At 72.0% G+C, this 21,828-nt stretch carries 22 protein-coding genes; 7 read left to right on the top strand and 15 right to left on the bottom strand.

What is annotated here, in order from left to right:
- Positions 1-74 precede the first annotated feature (74 nt).
- From ACQEVM_RS16565 to ACQEVM_RS16555, 3 genes are all read right to left on the bottom strand, one after another.
- Positions 75-776, bottom strand: a complete 702-nt coding sequence (locus ACQEVM_RS16565; protein ID WP_433079394.1) for an HAD family hydrolase — start codon at positions 774-776, stop codon at positions 75-77.
- A 14-nt stretch (positions 777-790) separates the two neighbouring features.
- The gene (locus tag ACQEVM_RS16560; protein WP_433079392.1) at positions 791-1,756 is read right to left on the bottom strand and encodes an LLM class F420-dependent oxidoreductase; all 966 of its coding nucleotides are present in this window, start codon (positions 1,754-1,756) and stop codon (positions 791-793) included.
- A gap of 221 nt (positions 1,757-1,977) precedes the next feature.
- A complete protein-coding gene (locus tag ACQEVM_RS16555; RefSeq protein ID WP_433079390.1) occupies positions 1,978-2,355 on the bottom strand; it encodes an ATP-binding protein in 378 nt (125 codons plus the stop codon).
- Between the two features lie 357 nt (positions 2,356-2,712).
- Here ACQEVM_RS16555 and ACQEVM_RS16550 point away from each other — a divergent pair, with 357 nt between their 5' ends.
- Positions 2,713-3,459, top strand: coding sequence for a terpene synthase family protein (locus ACQEVM_RS16550; RefSeq protein WP_433079388.1), 747 nt, complete (start codon positions 2,713-2,715; stop codon positions 3,457-3,459).
- Between the two features lie 117 nt (positions 3,460-3,576).
- Here ACQEVM_RS16550 and ACQEVM_RS16545 read toward each other — a convergent pair whose 3' ends face one another.
- From ACQEVM_RS16545 to ACQEVM_RS16525, 5 genes are all read right to left on the bottom strand, one after another.
- Entirely contained in the window at positions 3,577-4,428 is an 852-nt protein-coding gene (locus tag ACQEVM_RS16545) for an NmrA family NAD(P)-binding protein (RefSeq protein WP_433079386.1), read from the bottom strand.
- Between the two features lie 160 nt (positions 4,429-4,588).
- Positions 4,589-5,101, bottom strand: a complete 513-nt coding sequence (locus ACQEVM_RS16540) for a hypothetical protein (RefSeq protein WP_433079384.1) — start codon at positions 5,099-5,101, stop codon at positions 4,589-4,591.
- 144 nt (positions 5,102-5,245) lie between these two features.
- Complete coding sequence (locus ACQEVM_RS16535) at positions 5,246-5,764, bottom strand: MarR family winged helix-turn-helix transcriptional regulator (RefSeq protein ID WP_433079382.1); 519 nt, start codon at positions 5,762-5,764, stop codon at positions 5,246-5,248.
- A gap of 324 nt (positions 5,765-6,088) precedes the next feature.
- Positions 6,089-6,790, bottom strand: a complete 702-nt coding sequence (locus tag ACQEVM_RS16530) for a hypothetical protein (protein ID WP_433080049.1) — start codon at positions 6,788-6,790, stop codon at positions 6,089-6,091.
- A 319-nt stretch (positions 6,791-7,109) separates the two neighbouring features.
- On the bottom strand, positions 7,110-7,739 hold the full coding sequence (locus ACQEVM_RS16525) for a nucleoside/nucleotide kinase family protein (RefSeq protein WP_433079380.1): 630 nt from the start codon (positions 7,737-7,739) through the stop codon (positions 7,110-7,112).
- A 253-nt stretch (positions 7,740-7,992) separates the two neighbouring features.
- On the opposite strand from ACQEVM_RS16525, the gene ACQEVM_RS16520 reads away from it, so the two are divergent.
- A complete protein-coding gene (locus ACQEVM_RS16520) occupies positions 7,993-8,424 on the top strand; it encodes an SRPBCC family protein (RefSeq protein WP_433079378.1) in 432 nt (143 codons plus the stop codon).
- 230 nt (positions 8,425-8,654) lie between these two features.
- Positions 8,655-8,921, top strand: coding sequence for a hypothetical protein (locus tag ACQEVM_RS16515; RefSeq protein ID WP_433079376.1), 267 nt, complete (start codon positions 8,655-8,657; stop codon positions 8,919-8,921).
- A 140-nt stretch (positions 8,922-9,061) separates the two neighbouring features.
- Here ACQEVM_RS16515 and ACQEVM_RS16510 read toward each other — a convergent pair whose 3' ends face one another.
- From ACQEVM_RS16510 to ACQEVM_RS16500, 3 genes are read right to left on the bottom strand one after another with little or no spacing between them, the layout of a single operon-like run.
- Positions 9,062-9,193: a hypothetical protein gene (locus tag ACQEVM_RS16510; protein ID WP_433079374.1), complete on the bottom strand. Its 132-nt coding sequence runs from the start codon at positions 9,191-9,193 to the stop codon at positions 9,062-9,064.
- The gene (locus ACQEVM_RS16505) at positions 9,190-10,131 is read right to left on the bottom strand and encodes a pyridoxamine 5'-phosphate oxidase family protein (protein WP_433079372.1); all 942 of its coding nucleotides are present in this window, start codon (positions 10,129-10,131) and stop codon (positions 9,190-9,192) included. Before ACQEVM_RS16505 ends, ACQEVM_RS16510 begins: the two co-directional genes overlap by 4 nt.
- Positions 10,128-10,808 carry a hemerythrin domain-containing protein gene (locus ACQEVM_RS16500; RefSeq protein WP_433079370.1) on the bottom strand — a complete coding sequence of 227 codons (681 nt, stop codon included), beginning with the start codon at positions 10,806-10,808 and terminating at the stop codon, positions 10,128-10,130. The genes ACQEVM_RS16505 and ACQEVM_RS16500 overlap by 4 nt, the downstream gene beginning before the upstream one ends.
- A 176-nt stretch (positions 10,809-10,984) precedes the next feature.
- Here ACQEVM_RS16500 and ACQEVM_RS16495 point away from each other — a divergent pair, with 176 nt between their 5' ends.
- On the top strand, positions 10,985-14,365 hold the full coding sequence (locus ACQEVM_RS16495; RefSeq protein WP_433079368.1) for a BTAD domain-containing putative transcriptional regulator: 3,381 nt from the start codon (positions 10,985-10,987) through the stop codon (positions 14,363-14,365).
- 97 nt (positions 14,366-14,462) lie between these two features.
- Positions 14,463-15,053 (top strand): DUF4291 domain-containing protein, encoded by a 591-nt coding sequence (locus ACQEVM_RS16490; RefSeq protein WP_433079366.1) that lies wholly within the window; start codon positions 14,463-14,465, stop codon positions 15,051-15,053.
- A gap of 78 nt (positions 15,054-15,131) precedes the next feature.
- Here the strand turns inward: ACQEVM_RS16490 and ACQEVM_RS16485 are convergent, their stop codons facing one another.
- Positions 15,132-17,246: a SpoIIE family protein phosphatase gene (locus tag ACQEVM_RS16485; RefSeq protein ID WP_433079364.1), complete on the bottom strand. Its 2,115-nt coding sequence runs from the start codon at positions 17,244-17,246 to the stop codon at positions 15,132-15,134.
- Positions 17,247-17,496: 250 nt separating this feature from the next.
- Positions 17,497-18,954, bottom strand: coding sequence for a PepSY-associated TM helix domain-containing protein (locus tag ACQEVM_RS16480; RefSeq protein ID WP_433079362.1), 1,458 nt, complete (start codon positions 18,952-18,954; stop codon positions 17,497-17,499).
- A gap of 362 nt (positions 18,955-19,316) precedes the next feature.
- Between ACQEVM_RS16480 and ACQEVM_RS16475 the strand changes: the two genes are divergently transcribed.
- Positions 19,317-19,706, top strand: coding sequence for a hypothetical protein (locus tag ACQEVM_RS16475; RefSeq protein WP_433079360.1), 390 nt, complete (start codon positions 19,317-19,319; stop codon positions 19,704-19,706).
- Positions 19,707-19,732: 26 nt separating this feature from the next.
- Here ACQEVM_RS16475 and ACQEVM_RS16470 read toward each other — a convergent pair whose 3' ends face one another.
- Entirely contained in the window at positions 19,733-20,644 is a 912-nt protein-coding gene (locus ACQEVM_RS16470) for a SigB/SigF/SigG family RNA polymerase sigma factor (protein WP_433079358.1), read from the bottom strand.
- A gap of 216 nt (positions 20,645-20,860) precedes the next feature.
- On the bottom strand, positions 20,861-21,022 hold the full coding sequence (locus tag ACQEVM_RS16465; RefSeq protein ID WP_053676175.1) for a hypothetical protein: 162 nt from the start codon (positions 21,020-21,022) through the stop codon (positions 20,861-20,863).
- Positions 21,023-21,309: 287 nt separating this feature from the next.
- Here ACQEVM_RS16465 and ACQEVM_RS16460 point away from each other — a divergent pair, with 287 nt between their 5' ends.
- Positions 21,310-21,723, top strand: coding sequence for an ATP-binding protein (locus tag ACQEVM_RS16460; protein WP_433079356.1), 414 nt, complete (start codon positions 21,310-21,312; stop codon positions 21,721-21,723).
- Positions 21,724-21,828 lie beyond the last annotated feature (105 nt).

Genomic DNA, 21,828 nt, shown 5'->3' with positions numbered 1-21,828 from the left:
ACGCCGCACGGCGCGTCGGACCGCCCGGAATCCCCCGCCCGCCGCACTCAGGGCGCGGCGGAGCTCCGATGCCGCTACCTGGCCGTGTCACCGTCCCCGTTGGTCGCGGGTACCCGCAGGAACGGGCTCGCACCGAGGCCGGCCAGCAGATCGGCCGGGTCTCGGTAGACGGCGACCGCACCGGCCTCCTCCAGGTCTTCGCGGGGGATGCCTCCGCACAGGAGGCCCACCGCGGTCACGCCGGCTCGGGTGGCGGCCCGCATGTCCCAGACGGAATCGCCGACGAGCACCGCCCGCTCGGGTGGTGCTCCGGCCAGGCCGAGGGCGTGCCGGACCTGGTCGGGTGCGGGTTTGCCCCGGTCGACGTCCTCGGAGGTGGCGGTGTCGGTGATGGCGTCGTCCGCGTCGATGGCCTTGCGCAGGGCGTCGAGTTCCCTGTCCTTGGCCGAGGTGACCAGCAGGACCTTCCATCCGTCGCCCGCCAGTGCGCGCAGCAGATCGGCGACCTCGTCGAAGGACGGGATCCGTTCGAAGTACGTGGCGTAGAGGGTGTCGTGTGCGGCACTGAGCCCGTCGTCCGCGGAGCGGTCGCGCCCCTCGCCCAGGAGGTGGTCGAGGAGATCCTCTCCGGGCAGGCCGAGGGCCCGGTGGACGGCGTGTGCGGGCACCCGGTGCCCGGCCTGGCGCAGCGCTTCCCACCAGGAGACGACGTGGAGGTGGTTGGTGTCCGTGAGGGTGCCGTCGACGTCGAAGAGGGCGGCGCGGGCCGTGCTCATGGTCCGGGCGCCCTTCACAGGTTCCGCAGGGCGGGCAGCAGTTTCGCCTCGGCCCACTCCAGGAACGGTTCCTGGTGCGCGCCACCGATCTGCACGAGGGCGACTTCGGTGAAGCCCGCCTCCGCGTAGGGGCGCACCGCCTCCACGAAGGCCTCCACGTCGTTGCCGCACGGGATGGCCTCGGCGACGTTCCCGGGGCGGGTGTGCCGGGCGGCCTGGTCGAAGCCGGCCGGGCCGGGGAGTTCGGAGTTGACCTTCCAGCCGCCGAGCGCCCAACGGAACTGGTCGTGGGCGCGGGCCACGGCCGCGTCCCGGTCGGTGTCGTAGCAGACGGGAAGCTGGCCGACCCTCGGCTTGCCGGCGCCGCCGTGCGCGTCGAACGCCTCCAGGAGTTCGCGCTTCGGTTCGGTGGCGATGACGAGGTCCGCGTACCGTCCGGCGAGCGCGCAGGAGCGGGGACCCGAGACGGCGATGCCGAGAGGAGGCGTGTGATCGGGCAGGTCCCACAGTTTCGCGTTCTCCACGTCGAAGTGGGCACCGTGGTGGCTCACGTACTCGCCGGTGAACATGCGTCGGATGATGTCGACGGCCTCTTCCAGCATCTCCAGGCGTACGTGGGCGGCGGGCCAGCCGGCGCCCACGATGTGTTCGTTGAGGTTCTCGCCGGAACCCAGCCCGAGGCGGAACCGGCCTTCCGAGAGGATCTGCACCGTGGCCGCCTTCTGAGCGATGACGGTCGGGTGGTACCGGAAGGTCGGGCAGGTCACGTACGTCATGAGCGGGATGCGGGAGGTCGCCTGCGCCGCCGCGCCCAGGATGCTCCACGCGTACGGGGCGTGTCCCTGGGACTCCAGCCACGGGAACGAGTGGTCCGAGATGACGGAGAAGTCGAACCCCGCCCGCTCCGCCCCCACCACGTGGGACACCAGCTCACGCGGCCCGGCCTGCTCGGTCATCATCGTGTATCCGATTCGCACCATACGCACCGCCTAGCCGCGATCAGTCGGTTCGAAACCCTTCGCCATGCCCGAGGGTCCGTACGGCCCACCGCGTGGATCCGGGCGGGCACGGGTCTGTCGCGAGGCCGCGGGCTCTCCCGCGCCGTCCCTGTCGGGTGGGGCGCCGATCCCTGCCGGGTGGGGCGCCGATCGCGCGCGGCAACCCGCCGGCGGGTTGCCGGGAGAGGGCGGAGTGCCGCGGTTCAGTCCTCGGGGGTGAGCGAGAGGAACGCCGTGATCGTCTTTCCGGCATGGTCGGACCGAATCTCCGTACGGTCGGCGATCCGGTTGACCAGGAGCCAACCGAACCCTCCCGGTGACTCGACCGGCGTACCCGGCGGGGACGGCCGGAGCGTGGAGCCGTCCGACACCTCGACCGCGACCGAGCCCGGGAGACACCACACGCGGAAGTCGGTCACGCCGCCGGCGTGACGGATCGCGTTGGAGACCAGCTCCGAGACCACCAGCAGCACGTCGTCCGCGAGAGGCGTCCCCACGTGGTGGGTCGACAGGACGTCCCGGGCGATCAGCCGCGCGTCCTCGCATCTCAGTCCTGGCGTGCGACGTGGTGTCCCTGGCATCGCCTCTCCCTTCACCGGCCGTGTCCTCTCCTCCCTCCACGAAGCACACCAGGCCGACGGTTCCCTGCCCCCACGACAAGCCACGGGAACGCGTCGGTCCGAGCACTGCCGATGCGCGGTTTCCGGACGTCCGACACGACGAGACGGCGGATATCGGCCGCGAGCTGTCCGGGCGACGCCTCGGACGGGGCCGGCTTCCACGAGACCGTGGAACCCCACCCCGAGAATCGTGATCCGGGAGCCCGGGTCGGCTACCTCACGGAGAGTCACGTGCCGTAGGACGTCCCCTTCGATCTGCCCTTCCCTCTCGCGCTGAGCCCCGACCTTCAGGGTGCCCGGCAGCGCAACCTGGCATGGGTGCACCACTTCGGACTGGTCGGGTACGGCCGGTCCCTTGAGTGGTACGCGTCATGGGACATGCCGCTGCCGGCCGCCCACGGCATGCCCTACGCGCGCGGACCGGCCCTGGACCTGTGTACGGACGCGATGGCGTTCTTCTTCGTCTTCGACGATCAGTTCGACGGACCCTTGGGCCGGGACCCCGCACGTGTCGTGGCCGTCTGCCGGAAGCTGATCGACATCGTCCACGGAGCACCGGCCGGACCGGGCGCCGACGCCTGCTCCCGCGCGTTCTCCGACATCCGGACCCGAAGCCTTCATGGCTCCCACCCCGGCTGGGCGGCTCGCACCGCGCACGAGTGGGAGTACTACTTCGCCACCCAGGCCCACGAGGCCATCGGACGGACCCGCGGCACGCCAGGGGATCTGGAGACTTACCTACAGGTCCGCCGCGGCATCGCCGGCACCGCCGTCCCCCTCTCCCTCGGCGAGCACGCCACCGGCCTCAACGTCGCCGCGGTCCGGGAGGAGGTCGCACGACGCACACGACGCTTCGTGGAACTCGCCGCGCAGGTGCCGGACGTGTGCACGCGGCTTGGGCTGACCGGGCGGGAGAGAGCCCATGTCCGTACGTACGTCGAGGTCATGGAATGGTGGATGAGCGGGTACCACGCCTGGCAGACCCGGACCCGCCGCTACACCGGCGCGCTCCGTGTCCTTCCCCGTACGGGCCCCGGCTACTTCGACGAGACCCTCCCCCCGTAACCGGGCACCGGCATCCACGTGCCGGATCGGCACGCACGTGCCGGATCCACGGCCGTCGGTGACCAGGCCGCTCGGGGTGGCGCGAAGCGGCTTCGTAAAGGGCTGTGAGTCGGCGCCCTATCGGTCGAAGACCGCGCGGTGTTCGCGCAGGAACGCGTCGAGGGTGCGGGGCGGGCGGCCGAGGATGTCCGTGACGGTGCTGTCGGGGGCCTCGGGCCGGGTCACGGCGAGTCGCTGGATCTCCGTCACGTGGTCGGCGAGCCAGGCGGGCATGTGGGCGTGGTGGATCAGGTTGTCGCGCAGCTCGTCCGGGGTGAGGTGGACGTAGCGGACTTGACGCCCGATCAGAGTGCCGATCCGAAAGGCGATTTCGGGATGAGAGACCGCTTCGGGGCCGGTCAGCGAGTAGGTGCCGCCAGCCATGTGGGGCCTCGTGAGGACGGTGGCGGCGACGTCGCCGATGTCGCGGCAGTCGATGTGGTTGAAGGGCGCGTCGCCCGCCGTGCCGAGGATGACGCCCTCGGCAACAGTGGGGGCCAGGCGCAGGAGGTTCTGCATGAACGCGTAGGGGCGCAGGATGGTGTGGGTGAGCCCGCGGGCGCGCAGGTGTTCCTCCACGGCGTGGTGTCCGCGGGAGATGGCGACCGGGGAGTCGGGTTCCGCGGCGGGCGCGGAGATCTTGACGATGTGTCCGATGCCGGCGTGCGCGGCGATGTCGATGACGCGGGTTTCGAGTACGACCTGTTCGGGGCTGTTGGCCATGGCGAGGAAGAGCTGGTCCGCACCCTTGAACGCGGTGTGCAGCGAGTGGGGGTCGTTGGCGTCGGCGTACCGGACGTCGACCGATTGACGGATACCGGCGGTGCCGGGGATCGGGGTGTGCGGGGTGCGGGTCAGTGCGCGGACGGGCGCGCCCAGTGCGAGGAGGCTGTGGAGCAGTGCGTTCCCGGTCGCTCCGGTCGCTCCCATGACAACGATCATCGTGTGCTCATTTCCTGGTGACTTCCCGGCTGCCGGTGCCGCCGGGGCGGGCTCGGTCGTGCTTGGTCGTGCTCGGGCGCTGGCGCTCTTGGTCATGCCTGGTCGCGCTTGGTCGCGCTCGGGCGCGCTCGGGCGCAGTCAGGCGCGGTCAGGCGCGGGATCGCGGAGTGGGTGGGCCCGGCCTCGGGGTGGGCTGTGCCGGGGATGTGGTGGCACGCCAACGAAGGGTGACGATGGTGGTGGCGAGGGCTGCGGAGACGGGCAGGTCGATGCGCAGGCGCTCCAGCCACGGGGTGGCGGGGATCGGGGTGTGGGTGGGGAGCCATTGGCCGGTGAACCATCCCAGCGCGGCCGCCGCACCCACGACGATGATCACGAGTCCCGAGGTCAGGGCAGTGCGCGGGATGGTGGTGGTCCACCGTCGGGGCTGCCCGCCGCGGCGCAGCCAGGTGCCGACCAGGAACGCCACCACGGCGGAGGTGCCCGCGATGGAGGTGCAGGCGGCCACGGCCAGGTCCTGCTGCCCGGTGGCGACTCCGGCGGCACCGGCCGTCAGCGCGGGAGCGACGTAGGCGGTCAGCACCTCGCGCCACAAGGTGAACGGCCGGGATGACCGGGAGGCCGCTCGGCTGCGGCTGGTTCTGTCCTTCGTTGCGGGCATGCCGACCTCTTTCCGTCATGTGTGCGGGACGCGAAGGGGGCGCCGGGGCGGCGGCCCTCTCCGTAAAGATAATTAGGCAGCTAACTATTGCGCCGAAAAAAGGGCCCTACCCGAAGGGCGGGGCCACATCGACCGAGAGCCGGGTCAGTCGGCGACCAGGGCCGAACTGCCGCGCACGACGCGGGCGAGCAGTTCGAGGAACACCGCACGTTCCTCGACGGACAGGCCACCCACCATCGCCTCAAGCCGCCCGAAATGATCGGGCGCCATGTCGCGCAGGCGTTGCGCCCCGCGTGCGGTCAGGACGGCCACCGTGCCCCGACCGTCCTCCGTGGACGGGCGGCGGGCGATGAGACCCTCGCGCTCAAGACCGTCCAGCAGGCCGGTGACCGTGGCCCTGGAGACACCGAGGTCGACCGCGAGGTGCGAGGGCGACTTCTCCCCGCCGTGGTCCTCCAGGTCGGCGAGCAGGCGGTAACGCCCCGTCGACAGGCCGAACTTGGCGAAGTGCGCCTCGGCCATCCGGCCGACCCGCGCACCGGCCGAGATCAGCCGCACCGCGACCAGCACCGCCTGCGGATCGACCTCCAGGCCATAGTGTCGGACCTGGCGCCTGGCCTGGTCGAGCGTGGGCGCCTCGCCGTCGATTTCATTCCCCGTCATGCAGGTAATATGGCGGCTAATCACTTGTGTTGTCAAGGCGCCGGACCCCGGCGCCGGACCCCGGCTCCGGCTCCGGCTCCGGCTCCGGCTCCGGCTCCGGTGGACTCTTGCACCCGACGTCCACCGGTATCGGAGGAACCCGCCTCTCACCTCCATCGGCGTACGTGACGGACCACAGGCGGCGTAACGAAGATGACCGCGTAGTGGAACGTCGGCACCACCAGGGTGTCGCCCGGTGCCGGCGGGTTCACGGGCCGCCATGGCGGGGGCGATGGGCGCGCGCCCCGGCCATGGCTCCAACTACTCCGATCGGGCTCTGGTGGCTCAGCCCACGCGTTCGATGCGGGCCCGGCGGATCAGGTTCTTGCCCGGCTCCCGCACCTTCTCGAACGCCGCGTTGTTCAACAACACGCAACTACCCGAAGGACCATTCACCGTCACCGTCGTCGCCTGACCGTTGTCCAGATTCGTCACCTTCAACTTCGTACCCACCGGAAACGTCCCACTACTCGCCGCCGGCGCACCCGCCTCACCCGACAACGTCACCGTCGACCCCTTGCACACCACCTCACCGGCGGCCGGCGGCACCTGCGCACCCCCCGCGCCGGCCGGCGCGGGCGCCGCAGTACCGGCCGCACCCGACGGCGCCACACTCCCACCCCCCACGCGCTCGATGAGGGCCCGACGGATCAGGTTCTTGCCCGGCTCCCGCACCTTCTCGAACGCCGCGTTGTTCAACAACACACAACTACCCGAAGGACCATTCACCGTCACCATCGTCGCCTGACCGTTGTCCAGATTCGTCACCTTCAACTTCGTACCCACCGGAAACGTCCCACTACTCGCCGCCGGCGCACCCGCCTCACCCGACAACGTCACCGTCGACCCCTTGCACACCACGTCGGGCGCGGCGGCGTTGCCGGTCGCCATCGTGGCGACGACTCCTCCCGCCACCAGTACTCCGGTCACACCGGAAAGCACGAGCTTCTTCGTACGACTCATGGTCCTTTTACGGGACATTGACACTCCTCGACTCGATGGATGCTGTCCTCCCGTCCTGCATACGGCCGCCATCGCGAGCGAGTTCACTCCTGTCTTCGGCCGATTGATCCGGCCGTGGGGAGGTCCAGACGCCGCGTGACGTGCCGCGGTGGGTCCGGGTGCCGGGGGGTACGCGCAAAGAAGCAGGTGGGAGGCCTGGTGCCCGAGTGGTCGACGGGGGTACGCGACACGCGCCGGCGGCCTCGATCGGCGCTTCCCCAAGGCGGCCTAAGGAGGGCTTAAGGCCCAGTTGTTCCGCTCTTAAGGGTCCTGACCGCGACGGACCGGCCTCACGGGCCGGGCGTCACTCCACCACCAGGTCCGCCCGGGCCCGCCCCGGGGCGATCAGCCGGGCGTTCGCCTCGTCGGAACGCGAGACCCATTCCGTGGCGGCCTCCGGCTCCCTGCCGTGGCGGACGTGGCGGTCGACGAGCCGCCGGACACGCTTCGCGTCGTCCGGGGCGAGGAACCAGGCCTCGTCGAGGAGCGGCCGTACCGCCGCCCACTCCCCCGCCCCGTACAGCAGGTAGTTTCCCTCGGTGACGACCAGGGGCACGGAGGCGTCCACCCGGATGCTTCCGGCGATCGGTTCCTCCAGCGACCGGTCGAACGCCGGGGCGTAGACCGCGCCGGCCCCGGGTGACCGCAACCGGCCCAGCAGCGCCGTGTATCCGACGGCGTCGAAGGTGTCCGGGGCGCCCTTGCGACCGGCCCTGCCCAGGCGCTCCAACTCGGCCTGGGCCAGGTGGAAACCGTCCATCGGCACCACTACGGCCTGCCCGGGCCCCAGGGCCAGGGCCAGGCGCTCGGCCAGGGTGGACTTCCCCGCGCCGGGTGGCCCGGCGATTCCCAGGATCCGCCTGTCCCCCGACGCCGCGAGCCGGCGCGCCCGCCCCTCCAGTTCCGTGAACTCCATGGCCCCATCCTGCGCCATGGCGCGTCCGGCACCGCGGCGTCGGGTCAGGGGTCCGGTGAGCGGATCCACTGTGAGGCGCCCGGGCGCCGCCGACCGGGGCGTGAGGCGTCCCGCGCGCACGCTCCTCCCACCTGCCGGCCACCGGTACGCGGGACGCTCGCACACGCGTGCACGTACCTTGCATCCGAGGCGACGTCCTCGGGGGAAGGCAGAAGTACACCCCGAGGCAGAGGTACCGGTTCCGGTCGGTTCCACGAGAGGAAGTTCCGCCGTGGTCTTCGTAGAGCGCTCGTTCACGATCCCCAGGCCCCAAGCGGTCCTGATCGACTATCTGAAGGACTTCGGCCGGGCGCAGGAATGGGACCCCGGCACCAAGACCTGCGAACGCCTCGACGACGGGCCCGTGCGGGTCGGCTCCACCTGGAGGAACGTGTCCGAGTTCCGTGGGCGGGAGACGCGGCTCACGTACCAGCTGGTCCGCCTGGACGAGGACCGCCTGACCTTCGTCGGCGACAACTCGACGGTCACCGCGACCGACGACCTCCTGCTGAGCGCCGTCCCGGGCGGGACCGCGCTCACCTACCGGGCCCGATTGGACTTCAAGGGGCTGTTCAAGCTCGCCGCTCCGTTCCTCGGAAAGGAGTTCAACCGTCTCGCGGACGAGGTGGAGCGAGTCATGCCGCAGGTGCTTGCGAACCTCTGACGGGCCAGTATGGATTCCCCGTGCGGATTCCCCGAGGTTCCGCCGCCGTACCGCGCCTTCCTCATCGGCCGGCGACGAACGGCCGCACCCGACACGCCGGGCACGCGCCCTCCCCCTGCCGACCCTCGTCGGCGGTCGCCTCGCCGCAGTCGGAGTACTCGTGCGGCCGGATCCGGTGCCACCGCCCCTTCGAGGGCATTCCCGCGGTCACGGACGGCCACAATGGAGCCATGAGCGAGCACCGCTTCACCCCTGACCAGGCCGGCACCGGCTGCGCCCCGAGCCCCGCCCTCCGGCCTCAATACCGCCACCACCTCCGGTACGAGAACCCGGCCGGCAAGGCCTGGACCAGCCCCGAGGGGCACACCCTGCGCACTCCGTCCGAACTCACCGTCGTCACGTGTGCCTGCGGCCTCGCCACCGACGCGCTCCCGAGCGACGACGCGCGGCTCGTCTACGAGGAACACCGCAACACCATCCGGGACGAATCGGCGTGACGGGCGAGCCCGCCGCGCCAGGGCGGGGGCGGCGCCGCCGCCCCCGCGGACCGACCGCGGACCGACCACCGACCGGGCGCGGACCGACCACCGATCGGGCGCGGACCGACCGCGGACCGCGGCACCCTGGCTGAACCGGGTCAGTGGTGCGGCGAGCGCATCACCCGCCCCATCCGGGCATCGCCCACGGGTGCCGGACGGGGGCGGTGCCGTCCGGCGAGCCGGCGGACGCCCGTGAGCGCGGTGACGAGGTGGGCCATCAGCGCGTTCACGTGGTCCGCTCCCCGTGTACGGCGGTCCTCGCGAGGGCGCGGAACTCGTCCCACCGCACCTTCGGCCGGCCCAGACCCCGACGCTCCAGATAGCGGTCGCCGGCCCGCCTCGTGTGGCGCAGGACACGGAGCGCGTCGCTCGCCCGTCCCGAGCCCATCGGTTCCACCACGGCCGCCGGGACGAGCATCCAGCCGTCGGTGGTGCGCCGCAGGTCCCCTCGGACGGATGCGTTGTACATGCGGTTGAGCCGCTCGTCGTGGCGGTGCACCAGCAGTGTGGCCGGGCCCCGTTGGACGGCGCAGTCGGACGGCACCTCGACCAGGTATCCGGCCGGGGTGGGTCTCGGCCGGGTCCGGGCGAGCAGGGGTGCCCCCGACGCGTCCCGTGCGGCCAGTACAGCCGTGGGGAAGCGGCTCAGCTGCGCGGCTCCCGGCAGTGCTTCCGTCCCGGTCACGGCCGCCGGCGCGCCCGGTCCGGACAGCGTGGCCAGTGGCGGCCGTACGCGTATCCGCTCGGGTTCGACGGTGATGTGGAGCCGCAGGTAGTACCAGTGCATCAGGGGCCGCAGGGGAGGCGAGAGGTACGAACGGCTGTGCGGCTGGCGCTCGAAGAGCCTCTGCCAGTACGCCTCGGCTCCTTCCGGGCCGGTCATGATCTCGTCGGGGCACTCGGCCCTGCCGGCGACGAAGATCTGCGGGGCGGGATCGAGCCCGCTGCCCGTGGGGTCCGAGAAGAGCAGCGCTACCCGGGCGTCGCGGCGCACGTTCAGGGCCTTCTGCGCGAACGCGAGGGAGGTGGTCAGCAGGAGGGTTCCGTCCTCGCGCCGTGTCACCGCCGTGGGCCAGGCCTGCGGGGTTCCGTTCCTGCCGAGGGTGACGAACTCGCAGGTCCGGTAGGCGTCCAGGGCATCGAGAGGAGCGGAGTCGAGTACGGTCAACGTCCCGTGCCGCCGTCCAGCGGGGCCCGCAGCGCGCGGCAGGCGGCGGCGTACCGGCGGCGTCCGATCGCCTTCCACAACAGGCGCCCGACGAGGGGGGCCCTGCCCAGGAAGTACGCCTGTTCCTGCGGGGTCGCGTCTTCGAGGAGCGCGCCGAGGGCGAGCATGAGTCTGTTCCTGGGGACGGTCTCCAGGCCACGACGTCCGACCGCTTCCCACTCGGCGACGGTGAGGTGGTCGGCCACCAGGGGCAGGATCATCCGCTCCTCGTCGTCGAGGTGTTCCAGAAGGGCCGAGCGGTGCTCGTCCAGGGCCGACGCGAGTTCCTCCCCCGCCGCGCGGTCGGCGGTCCGCTGCCACTCGGGGAGGAGGTCGGTGACCGCCTCCAGGCTGCGGTCGATCCGGATGTGCTGCTCCTCCATCCGCGCGACCGGTTCCTCGTCCGCCGCGCGCTCGCGCAGCAGCGGCCAGATCGTCTCGTCCTCGACGGTGTGGTGGTGGTGCAGCCCCGCCAAGTACTCGGCCACGTGGGTTGCGATCTCGGTGGCACGGGTGGTCTCACCGTGCGGGACGGCTCGGACCAGGCGTGGCAGCAGGGCCGACTCCCGGCGGAAGACGCGGTGGACCACGACCATTTCGTGGGTGTGGGGACGTTCGGAGGTAGTGCTGGGGGACACGCCGGGTTGCTCCGTGGATCGAATGCGAACGATGGATGTGACCAAGGTGCCTGTGGTCACTTGGCGTTGACTTGGCGTACCGCCCCAACCCCGCGCATACCCTCCCCACTCCTCTGACCTGCGCGTTCATCCTTTGTCGACGTAACGTCTTCGCCGCCTCCGGTAGATTTCCGGACGTGCTGCGAATACGAGTGCTGGGCTCCCTGGACGCCGAGATGAGAGGAACGCCGGTCCCCCTGGGAGCCCCGCGGCAGCGGGCCGTGCTCGCCGGTCTCCTCGCGGCCCGCGGGGCGGTGGTGTCCGTGGACCGCCTCGCCGAAGACCTGTGGCGCGGCACCCCGCCGGCCAAGGCCACCGTGTCCTTGCACGCCTACGTGTCCAACCTGCGCCGCCTGCTGGAGCCCCGGCGGCCGCCGCGCGCCCCCGCCACCGTCCTTGTCACGTCCGCACCGGGGTACGCCCTGCACCTCCCCCGGGACGCGGTGGACGCATGGCGTTTCGAGGCACGGCTGGAACGGGCACGGCGTGCCCCCGCAGCGCAGAGAAGGGAGTTGCTGGCCGAGGCGCTGGCCTGGTGGAGGGGTCCGGCCTTCCAGGAGTACGCCGACGAACCGTGGGCCCTGCCCGAAGCGGCCCGCCTGGCGAACCTGCACGCGGACGCCCGCGAGTTGGCCGTCGCGGCCGATCTCCGCACCGGGCACACCGCGGAGGCGGCCTCGGCTGCGGAGGCGCTGGTGGGTGATCACCCGTTGCGGGAGGAGGGCTGGCGTCTGCTGGCGCTCGCCCACTGGGCCTGCGGGCGGCGGGCCGACGCACTCGCCGCGCTGCGCCGCGCCAAGGCGGTGCTGCGCGACGAGCTGGGTTGTGATCCTTCACCCGACCTGGTCGGGTTGGAGCACGCCCTCCTCGACCAACGGCTGGACGTACTGCACGCCCACGTACCCGAGCAGCCGGCCGCGGGTGGCGTGCCGGAGCCGCTGCGGGCGATCGGCTCTCCCGGGCCGGGGGCCGCCACCGTGCCCGCCGGCCGGCCGCCCCTGTTCCTCGGCCGGAGCGAGGAACTCGTCGCCGCCGACACGGCGGCGCTGGCCGCCCGTCGCACCGGCGGCATGCTGTTGGTCACCGGTGAGGCAGGAGCGGGGAAGTCCGCTTTCCTCGCCCGGTTCGCGGACCGGCTGCGGGGCGAGGGCTGGACGGTGGTGGTCGGCCGCTGCCCCGAGCACGAGGGCGCGCCGCCGGCGTGGGCGTGGGTGGAGGCGCTCGGTGCCCTGGCGCGGGAGGTACCTCCCGCGCACCCGGGGGAACTCGCCGTGCTCCTGCACCAGCCGGAGGGAACGGCCGCCGCCACGCGGGACGAGGCGACCGCCGACCGCTTCCGTACACATCGCGCGTTCACCGCGTGGCTTGCCACCGCCTCATCCGGGCGACCGCTCGCCGTGCTGCTCGAAGACCTGCACCGGGCGGACGGGGAGACGTTGGCCCTGCTCGAAGCGGCGGCAGCGGTCACCGGAGTGCCCCTGTTCACCGTTGCCTGCTACCGCCCCGCCGAGGTGACCGGCCGGCTGGTCACCAGCCTCGCCCGCCTCGCCGGCCGCCTTCCGCACCGGATCGCGCTCGGCGGGCTCCCGGCGCGCGACGTCGCGACCGTCGTCGACGCCGTCTGCCGCGAGCCCGTGGACAGGGCCACGGTCGCCACGATCACCGCGCGGACCGGCGGGAACCCGTTCTACGTGTGGGAGAGCGCACGGCTGCTCGACCGTGAAGGCGCTCTGGTGGCGCTCTCCGAGGTCCCCCAGGGCGTCCGGGACGTGCTGCGCCGGCGATTGGCGCTGCTTCCCGAAGCCGGGCTGGCCGTCGTGCGCCTCGCCGCCGTGGTCGGCCTGGAGACCGACGTCGCCCTGCTGGTCGAGGCGGCCGACGCAGACGAGGAGACCGTGCTCGAAGGGCTCGACGCGGCACTCGCCGCGGACCTGCTGACCGAGCCGGCGCCCGACCGGGTGGGCTTCGTGCACGCCTTGGTCCGCGACACCGTCTACACCGACCTGTCCGGTGTACGACGATCGCGCCTGCACGACCGTATCGCCCGGACGCTGCACCGCCACCGGCCCGAGGACCTGGCCGCGCTCGCCCACCACTTCGCCCGCTCGGGAAGGGCCGCGAACGCCCCACTGGCCGTCGACTACGCCCTGCGCGCCGCAGAGTTGGCGGAGCTCAGATACGCGCACGACGTGGCGGTCGGTCTGATCGCGCAGGCGCTGGAGGTGCACGGTGCGGCCACCGCCGATCCGTATGCGGACCCCGACGTCACCCTCGCGCTCCTGATGCGCCTGCTCGGCGCGCAGGTCCGCGCCGGCGCCACGGACGCCGCCCGGCACACGCGTCAACGGGCGGTGGATCTCGCGGTACGGGCCGACCGCGACGACCTGGTCGCCGCGGTCTACGGAGCCTGGACCGAGCCCTCGCCCTGGCGCAGTCGACTGGCGGGCCTCTTCGACCGGACCGCGCTGGCCCGCCTGGAGCGGCTCGCCGGGGACCCCGCCCTGAACGGGGCGACCCGCGCCCGTGTGCTCCAGGTCCTCGCGGACGCGGTGGCCGGCGAGGACGCCCCGCGCGCCCGTGAGGCGGACGACGTTCAGCTGGCCTTGGCCCGCTCCATCGGCGAACCGCGGCTGCTCGCCTCGGCCTTGATGACCTCGGCCAAGTTGCCGCCGCATGAGCTGAAGAGCGCGGCCCGACCCCCTCTCGTCGCCGAACTGCGGGAGCTGGCCGAGGAACACGACCTGCCCGCCCACCGGTGGGTGTGTGAGCACCTCGACGCCATGACGGCCGCAGCCCGCAACGATCCCGCCGCGGTCCACCGCCACACGACCGAGGGCCTGGACCTCGCACACCGTTACGGAATGCTGTGGGCCCGGGGCATCAACGCCACCACCCGTGCCATGCTGGCCGCCATCGCGGGACGGTTCACGGAGGCGGAAGAGCGGTACGCGCAGGCGGACGAACTGTTCCAGCGGGTCGGGGCGCACCATGCGACGGGCCCGCGCACGCTCGGCCTGTGGACCATCCGCTTCACCCAGGGACGCACAGCCGACATCGAGCGCAGCGTCCGCGAGGTGCACGAGGCCGTCGGCGCGCCCGTCGCGGTGGCACACTCGCTGGTGCTGGCCCGCCGGGGACGGCTGGACGAGGCGCGGGAGGTTCGTTTCCCCCCGCGACCGGTGACGGACCACCTCTACGGTGTCGAACTCGACTACCGCAGCGAACTCGCGGTCCTGCACGCCGACACCGAGGCCGCCGGCATGCTGATCGAGCACCTGCTGCCGCTGCGCGACCAGTTCGGCGGCGCGGCCAATGCGGCCTACGCCACCCGCCCCCTCGCCCACCCCCTGGGGGACCTCCATCGCCTCCTCGGCGATCCCCGGGCGGCGGCCGATGCCTACGCCCTCGCGGAACGGGTCGCCCACGCCTGGAACGCCCCGCACCACGCGACGGCCGCACGCCACGCCGCGGCCGATCTGGCAGCGGACCACCTCCGGAGACGGACCTTCGCCGTATGACGCAGGTGCCGTGTGAGGCGGGCACCCGGGGTACGATCCGCCTCCCCTGGTGGAAATCCGCCGGCCAGGGGTGGTACCCGCCGGGCACCCTGGGGGCATGCACGATGTTCCGAACCGCCAGATCCGCGCGGCTCACACCGCCGAGACCGTCACCGTCTACCAGGCGTACTCCCCCTCGCTGGGGGTCTCCGCCGCCCGCGACGGACGATTCCCGGCGGCCTGGAAACGGGAACGGATGACGTGGATCAAGCCGTCGTTCCTGTGGATGATGTACCGCTGCGGCTGGGCCGGCAAGACCGATCAGGAGACGGTCCTGGCCGTCGAGATCACCCGCGCGGGCTTCGAGCACGCGCTGCGCCACGCCTGCCTCTCGCACCACGAACACGGCACGCATCCCGACGCGGAGACCTGGAAACGGTCGCTGCGGGACAGCTCCGCACGCGTCCAATGGGACCCGGAACGCGACCTGCACCTGAACCCGCTGCCCCATCGCTCGCTCCAACTGGGCCTGTCCGGGCCCCTCTCGCGTGCGTACGCCGACGAGTGGACGGTCGCCATCCGCGACATCACCCCGCGGGTACGGGCGATCCACGACCTGGTCCGCGCCGGCGAGGACTCGGCGGCGCGGGCCCTCCTTCCGGTGGAGACTCCCTACCCGGCGGGCCCGCTGCCCCACCTCGGCGCGTGACGATCCTCCCGGACTCGACCGGCCGGACCTCCGCGAGCCGGCGGCTCGCCCAGGGGCGGCGTTCCTGTCCTGGCGGGGTCAGGGCGTGAGGTCCTGTTCGGTCCAGACCGTCTTTCCTCGGGGGGTGTGGCGGGTGCCCCAGCGCTGGGCGAGCTGGGCGACGATGAACAGGCCTCGGCCGCCTTCGTCGACGGCGTGGGCGTGACGCAGGTGGGGGCTGGTGGTGCTCGTGTCGTGGACCTCGCAGGTGAGCGTGCGGTCCTTGATGAGGCGTAGCCGCAGGGGCGGGTTGCCGTGGCGGAGAGCGTTGGTGACCAGTTCGCTGACGATCAGTTCGGTGGCGGCCGCGGTGTCCTCGTCCACGTCCCAGCCCGTGAGCGTTCGGCGTGCGTGTCCGCGGGCGGTGGCGGCCGCGGTGAGGTCGTCGGCCAGGTGCCAGGTGGCCGTGGTGCGGGCGGGGAAGGCGTGCGTGCGGGCCAGCAGGAGAACCGCGTCACCGTCGCGACTGCCGGCCCCGAGCACGTACAGCGCGTCGTCGCACAGATCCTGCAGGGACCGGTCGGGGCGGGCGAGGACGTCGCGGAGAGCGCCCGGGTCGGTGGCCTCGTCGGCATCGGCTCGGGCCGGGGTGAGCAGCTGCGGCGTGTAGAGGGCGAGGGTGCTGCCCTCGGCGAGGGTGACGGTCGTGGTGGCGAAGGGCCAGCCTTCGCCGCCCAGTGCGGGCCCGACGGCGAGTTCCGCCGTTTCGGTGCCCCCATCGGGCCGGACGATCACCGGTGGCGTCGGTTGACCGGCGCAGGCGAACGTACAGGTGCGGGTGAAGGGGTCGTACACCGCGTAGAGACAGCTCGCGGAGAGCGGCTGCCTGTCCATCGGGTCACCGGTGGGTCGGGCCGCACGTTCCGCCGCCAGAAAGCGGGCGGTGTCGTCGAGGCGTGCGAGGAGTTCGTCCGGTTCCAGGTCCAGGGCGGCCAGCGAGTGGATGACGGTGCGCAGCTGTCCCATGGTGGTCGCGGTGTGGATGCCGCGTCCGGCGACGTTGCCGACGACCAGGGCGGTGCGCGCGCCCGACAGGGCGATGGCGTCGAACCAGCCACCGCCCCCGTCGCCGCCGGGCAGGTGCAGGTGAGCCGTCTCGACGGTGCTCTGCCGCATGGGATGGCGCGGCAGCAGATGGCGTTGGACCGTGGCCGCGATGGTGTGCTCGCGGGTGAAACGACGGGCGTTGTCGATGCAGAGGGCGGTGTGTGCGCTCACCTCGCGCGCGAGACCGAGGTCGCCCTGGTCGAAGGAGTCGGACTCCGCGGTGCGATAGAGGCTCACCAGGCCCAGGACCCTGCCCCGCAGGGCCAGCGGGGCGACGAGCAGGCTGCGGGCTCCCGCCGAACGGATCGCGCCCGCCCTCTTGGGGTCGGCCCCGAGCCACGGAGTGTCCTCACCCAGGGCAACGATCCTCGGCCTGAGGTCGATCAGGGTCTGGCTGTAGGGGGTTGGATTGTGCAGGCTGCGCACGTCGCCCACCGGATGGGCCTGAGCCTGCCCGTGGCCGCCGCGGGCCCGGAACGCGGCGCGGCGCAGCGGTACGTCCTGGGCGAGCGGACCCGTCGGGGGCTCCTCGCCGCGCACCACCGCCTCCACCACTTCCACGACGGCGATGTCGGCGAAGGCCGGCACCAGGGCGTCTGCCAGTTCCTGACATGTGACGATCACGTCGAGGGTCTGCCCCACGCGCTCGCGCACTCCGTCGAGGACCCGCAGCCGTGCTCGCGCCACCTGCGCTTCCGTGACGTCGACCGCTGAGACCGCCACCCCCAGAACCGTCCCCCGCTCGTCACTGAGGCGGAAGACGGAAACCGAACGCGTCGTCTCCCGACCCCGGTCGGAGTCCAGCCGCGAACGAATCAGGTGCTCGCGCACCGGCACCCCGGTCTCCAACACGCCGCGGAGCATCTGCGTCACCTCCCCGAGCGCGGTCAGGCCGGCGAAGACATCGGTGAAGGGACGCCCCAGCAGCCCCTCGACAGGAACGTCGTGCATGGCCCGGGTGGCGGTGTTGATCCGCACCAGCCTCAGTTCGGTGTCCAGGACGTGAAGCCCCACCGGTGACTGGGTGAACAGGGCGTCCAGCACCGCCAGGTCCACGTCCCCGGGTACACCCCGCCGCACTCGACGGGACGGATCCTCGTGCGTCACCGCGATCACCTCCGCGCCCAGCCTGCCCGACCGGCGTGCCGGTGGACCTCCGCAGAGCCGTCAAGTAGCTCGATCAGCCGCCCGGGCCGTGGCCGGCCCGGGGGCCGGGTCCACGCCCCGCTCCCCAGGTTTCTGCGTCGAGGCGTTGGTACTCGAACGTTCGGACATTCGCTGTCTGAACCGTTCCGGCCCCGGCGGCAGGATGCCGCCGGGGCCCGTCCGGCGAGAGGGCCGCCGCAGAAGGGCCCCGTCAGGGTGTCGGCCGGGCGGTCCGGGCCCTGCGGACCACGCCGACCGCCAGGTCGGCCAACAGGAAGGCGAGCAGCGTCACTCCCAGCACCGGCATCGCCCAGCCCAGCGCGACCACCAGAGGCGCGCCCACCACCAGGACGGGAATCGGCAGGCGGCGCCACGTGCCGCGGACCGGGGCTCGGCCCAGGGCGGCCTTGCCGTCCGCGCGGGTGGGTCGGCGCTGCCACCACATGCGGTAGCCCCACACGATCACCAGCACCAGACCGAGCGCGATGACGGCCAGCACGATCTGGTTGAGGACGCCGAAGAGGACGCCCATGTGCCCCTGCACGCCGAGCTTGCTGAGCTTCGCCGGCAGCGGATGGTCGGCCCACCGGCTCTGCGAGGTGACCTTGCCCGTACCGGCGTCCACGGCGACCTGGTCGTAGTGCACCGGCCAGACGTTGTCCTTCTGCGCCACGACCCAGGCGCTGGAGGCGTCCGCCGCGGGCTTCACCTCGACGGTGCCGCCCAGCCCTGCATCGCGGGCCGCGGCGAGAGCCGCTTCGAACGCGGCAGGATCCGGCTCCTCGCTCTTCTCGCCGCCGTGATCACCGCCGTGGCCGGCGTGTTCCCCGCCTTCGCCCCCGGCCGGCGGTCGGGTCCCGGGCAGCGTCGTGTCGAGTTCGGGGGCGTGCCCCTTGGTGGCGTCGAGCAGTTGCCCGAAGCGCTCGCCCGCGTAGTGGGACCAGGTCAGGCCGGTGGCGCTGAGGAAGAACAGGCCGAGCGCGAGCCAGACTCCGGTGGCGGCGTGGAAGCTGCGGGTCCGGCGCACTCCGCGCGCGGCCCGGTCCGGGAGCAGCACACCACGGGTGGACCGGGCACGTTGTCCCCGGCTGCGACCGATCCACAGCACGAGGCCACCGGCGACGACCACCCAGAGCCAGCTGGCCGCGACTTCGGAGTAGAGGCGGCCCGTCTCGCCGAGGTGCAGGTTGCGGTGCAGGTCGTCGAGCCAGGTGGTCAGCGGTGTCGATCCGAACCAGGTGGTGAGTTCGCCCTGGACCTTCGCGGTGTAGGGGTCGACGAAGACGGTGCGCTGCTTCTCGCCCAGCTCGGGCAGGGACAGCACGACGCGTGTGGTGTCTTCGGGCTCCGCCGGGGTGGTGACGGAAGCGAGCGAGCCCTCCGGGTGCGCGGCACGCGCGGCGGCGATCTGCGCGGACAGCGGTCGGGGCTGCTCGCCGACCTCCTCGACCTGGAGCCGGCTGCCGTAGACGAGCTGGTCGAGCTGCGGGGTGAAGGTGTAGATCAGTCCGGTGAGGGCCGCGACGAGCAGGAAGGGGGCGACGAACACCCCGGCGTAGAAGTGCATCCTCACCAACAGGGCGCGCACGCCCTGCCGGGAACGCCCGGGGGACGGATCCTGCGCCGGCCCTGCCGGTCTGAGCGGTTCTTGATCGGTGGTTGTTGTCACGTGCGTTCCCCCATGGGTGCAGCGGAGCCTGAAAGGGTGACGGGAGCGGTCCGGACGTCGGGTCCGGCTGTCTCTCTCCGGTAGTCGGATGGGAACCCCATCTGGTTTCCGCCACTTTCAGGGAATCGAAAGCAGTGAAGGCGCAGGCTGCGCGGGATGTACCCGGAGGCGGTGTGGCCGGAAATCGTGCGGCCGTGTCCACCGGGCGGGGGGATGACCGGGGCTGCGCGAGCGGTGCCCGGAACCCGACCGGAGGACGCACGAGCCGAGCGCACCGGCCGAGCGCACCGGCTCGCATCATCGGACGGGGCCGCCGACGGAGCGCCCGAAGGGGGCACGCGCGGTCGGCATACGATTCCGGCATGCTGAGCGAATTCCTGTGGGCGGGCGCCTTCGTGGCCACTGTCTGGTGCCTCGTGGCGGCCGTCAGACGCGCGGCCCGCGGTGACCGTTGGATGCGCTGGACCCTGCTTCTGGCCGTGTCGACCGGCCTTCAGTACCTGATGGGCCTGACGCACCTGCTGGTCCTTGACATGGGTGAGATGTGCGAACTCACCCTGCACACGCGCTTCGACCCCGACCACCACGTCGAGACACTGCTCCCGCTGTCGAAGACCTGCAACGCGGACGTCGATCTCGTCCCCGGATACGTGAACCCCGTCCTCGCCGTCCTCGCCTCCGCGACGCTGGTGGCCGCGGCCGGCACCGCCACGCGCGCGGTACGCCTGCCGCACCGTTCCGAAGGGCGTTGACGGCCAGGCCCTCCACGCCCGCGTTCTCAGTCGGCGAGCATGCCGCTGCGCAGGCCGGCCAGGGTCCGGGAGAGGAGGCGCGACACCTGCATCTGGGAGATGCCGAGTTCGGCGCCGATCTCGGCCTGTGTCAACTCCTCGGCGAAGCGCATCCGCAGGATCCGTCGGTCGCGTTCGCGGAGCTTTCGCAGGAGGGGGGCCAGGGTGTGGAAGTCCTCGAAACGGTCCATGGCGGGATCGACGTCGCCGACCGTGTCGGCCGGCGCCCGGCTGTCGGTGCCCGCGGCGGACCGCTCTTCCGTGCCGCCGGCAGCGTCGAGGGAAGCGCTGTGGTACGCGTTGGCCGCCACCAGTCCCTCGACGACGTCCCCTTCGGGGAGCCCCAGGTACTCGGCCACCTCCCTCACGGCCGGCGCCCTGCCCAGGGCCTCGGTCAGGGTCTCCCGGCATCTGGCGAGTTCGGCGCGCAGTTCCCGGAGGCGGCGCGGGACGTGTACGGCCCAGGTGGTGTCACGGAAGTACCGTTTGATCTCGCCCGTGATGTAGGGCAGGGCGAGGGTGGAGAACTCGACGTGCCGGCCGGGGTCGAAGCGGTCGACGGCCTTGATGAGGCCGATGGTGCCGACCTGGATGAGGTCCTCGATCTCGACGCATCCGTTCGCCTGGGCGCGAAAGGGCCCTGCCGCGAAGCGGACCAGCGAGACGTTCATCTCGATGAGGGTGTTGCGGGCGTACTGGTACTCGTGTGTTCCCTCCTCCGACGACCTCAGCCGGATCAGGAACAGACGTGACAGCTCACGAGCGTCGGCGGGCGCCACCCGGAGGGGTTCGTCGATCCGGGGCAGGCTCTCTTCCGACCTGATGAGTGGGCACTCGCGCCGAGCCGGGGCCTCCCTGGCCGTCTCACGCCGGAAGTCGACGGCCGGGGGGTGAGGCATGAGGGCGGTCCTCCTGAACGAACGGGTTGCCTGGAGCCGGGTTCCTGGTGTTCCTGGTGCCGCGTGCCCGCACCGTTCCCGGTTACACCGGCCGGCAGAACGTCACTTCTCGTCGACCTTGCCGATGGAGCCGCCCGTCGCCCCCGGACACGACTGTGGGGCCCGCCCCCGCAAGGACGGACCCCACAACGCTTTCACCACGGACGGAAGACCCGTCTACCAGCGGTACCAGCGGCCACTCCCACCCTTCGGACGGGCCACGAACCCGACGAGCCACAGCACCAGAACGGCGATGGCGACCCACCAAAGGATCTTCACCGCGAAACCGGCACCGAAGAGAATCAGAGCGAGCAGAAGAACAAGAAGCAGGGGAACCATGATTATCAACCTCCGAACAACCGAATGCCCCCACTCCCCCAAGCCATGCACACCGGATTTACCTGTTTCTTATCCACGCAGGCGGGCAGCCGAACGGGCCGCGTGGATCGACCCGGGACAGGCGCGGTGGGTGCGATCCCCGTCGACGAGCTCGCACGCCGGCGCCTGGAGAGTGCGGGGCTTCACCGTCCTGGTCGTCTCACGGAAGCCATCCGATAGTCAGGCTCCGGCGGGGTAGGCGCGGGAAGCGGCGACCGCACGGAGGTCCTCGCGGAACGGAGAGTGTCATGCAGAGCCTGATCACGTCCGAGAGCCCTACCGACAGTACGGCGCAGTACACCGGCCGGCCTCTCCGTGCCGACCAGGCGCGCGATGCCGCATCGGAGTTCCTGACCGCGCTCGACCCGCCGGCGGCCGAGAGCACCGCCCAGAACCTGCTCCTTCTCGTCTCCGAACTCGTCACGAACGCGCTTCGGCACGCCGGCGCGGTGTCTTCCCTGAAGCTGCGCGCCGATCACGTCCGCATCCAGGTGACCGTCGAGGACCCCAGCCCCACCCGACCCCAGGGCCGCGCCCCCGACTGGACGGGCCGTACCGGCGGCTTCGGCTGGCCCATGGTGCAGCGTCTCGCCCAGAGCCTGACCGTCGTCCCGGCGCACCCCGGCGCGGGGAAAGCGATCATTGCCGCTCTCGCCCGCTGAGCCTGCCCGCTCCGCCGGAGGTACACCCGCGGTGGCGGCCCTGAGCGCGGCCGAGGGCGACGGGCGCCGGTACCCACACCCTCTGCGCACCGGTTCGCGATGCGG

The organism is Streptomyces sp. CA-243310 (assembly GCF_050936775.1).
Lineage (GTDB): Bacteria > Actinomycetota > Actinomycetes > Streptomycetales > Streptomycetaceae > Streptomyces.
Note: the sequence above shows the minus strand (reverse complement) of the source record. Positions and strands in the feature narration are given on the sequence as shown.

What these genes read in the sequence shown, in the direction of transcription:
- ACQEVM_RS16565 (WP_433079394.1), bottom strand. Translation starts at nt 776, where the DNA reads ATGAGCACGGCCCGCGCCGCCCTCTTCGACGTCGACGGCACCCTCACG.
- ACQEVM_RS16560 (WP_433079392.1), bottom strand. Translation starts at nt 1,756, where the DNA reads ATGGTGCGAATCGGATACACGATGATGACCGAGCAGGCCGGGCCGCGT.
- ACQEVM_RS16555 (WP_433079390.1), bottom strand. Translation starts at nt 2,355, where the DNA reads ATGCCAGGGACACCACGTCGCACGCCAGGACTGAGATGCGAGGACGCG.
- ACQEVM_RS16545 (WP_433079386.1), bottom strand. Translation starts at nt 4,428, where the DNA reads ATGGGAGCGACCGGAGCGACCGGGAACGCACTGCTCCACAGCCTCCTC.
- ACQEVM_RS16540 (WP_433079384.1), bottom strand. Translation starts at nt 5,101, where the DNA reads ATGCCCGCAACGAAGGACAGAACCAGCCGCAGCCGAGCGGCCTCCCGG.
- ACQEVM_RS16535 (WP_433079382.1), bottom strand. Translation starts at nt 5,764, where the DNA reads ATGACGGGGAATGAAATCGACGGCGAGGCGCCCACGCTCGACCAGGCC.
- ACQEVM_RS16525 (WP_433079380.1), bottom strand. Translation starts at nt 7,739, where the DNA reads ATGGCGCAGGATGGGGCCATGGAGTTCACGGAACTGGAGGGGCGGGCG.
- ACQEVM_RS16515 (WP_433079376.1), top strand. Translation starts at nt 8,655, where the DNA reads ATGAGCGAGCACCGCTTCACCCCTGACCAGGCCGGCACCGGCTGCGCC.
- ACQEVM_RS16490 (WP_433079366.1), top strand. Translation starts at nt 14,463, where the DNA reads ATGCACGATGTTCCGAACCGCCAGATCCGCGCGGCTCACACCGCCGAG.
- ACQEVM_RS16475 (WP_433079360.1), top strand. Translation starts at nt 19,317, where the DNA reads ATGCTGAGCGAATTCCTGTGGGCGGGCGCCTTCGTGGCCACTGTCTGG.
- ACQEVM_RS16470 (WP_433079358.1), bottom strand. Translation starts at nt 20,644, where the DNA reads ATGCCTCACCCCCCGGCCGTCGACTTCCGGCGTGAGACGGCCAGGGAG.
- ACQEVM_RS16465 (WP_053676175.1), bottom strand. Translation starts at nt 21,022, where the DNA reads ATGGTTCCCCTGCTTCTTGTTCTTCTGCTCGCTCTGATTCTCTTCGGT.
- ACQEVM_RS16460 (WP_433079356.1), top strand. Translation starts at nt 21,310, where the DNA reads ATGCAGAGCCTGATCACGTCCGAGAGCCCTACCGACAGTACGGCGCAG.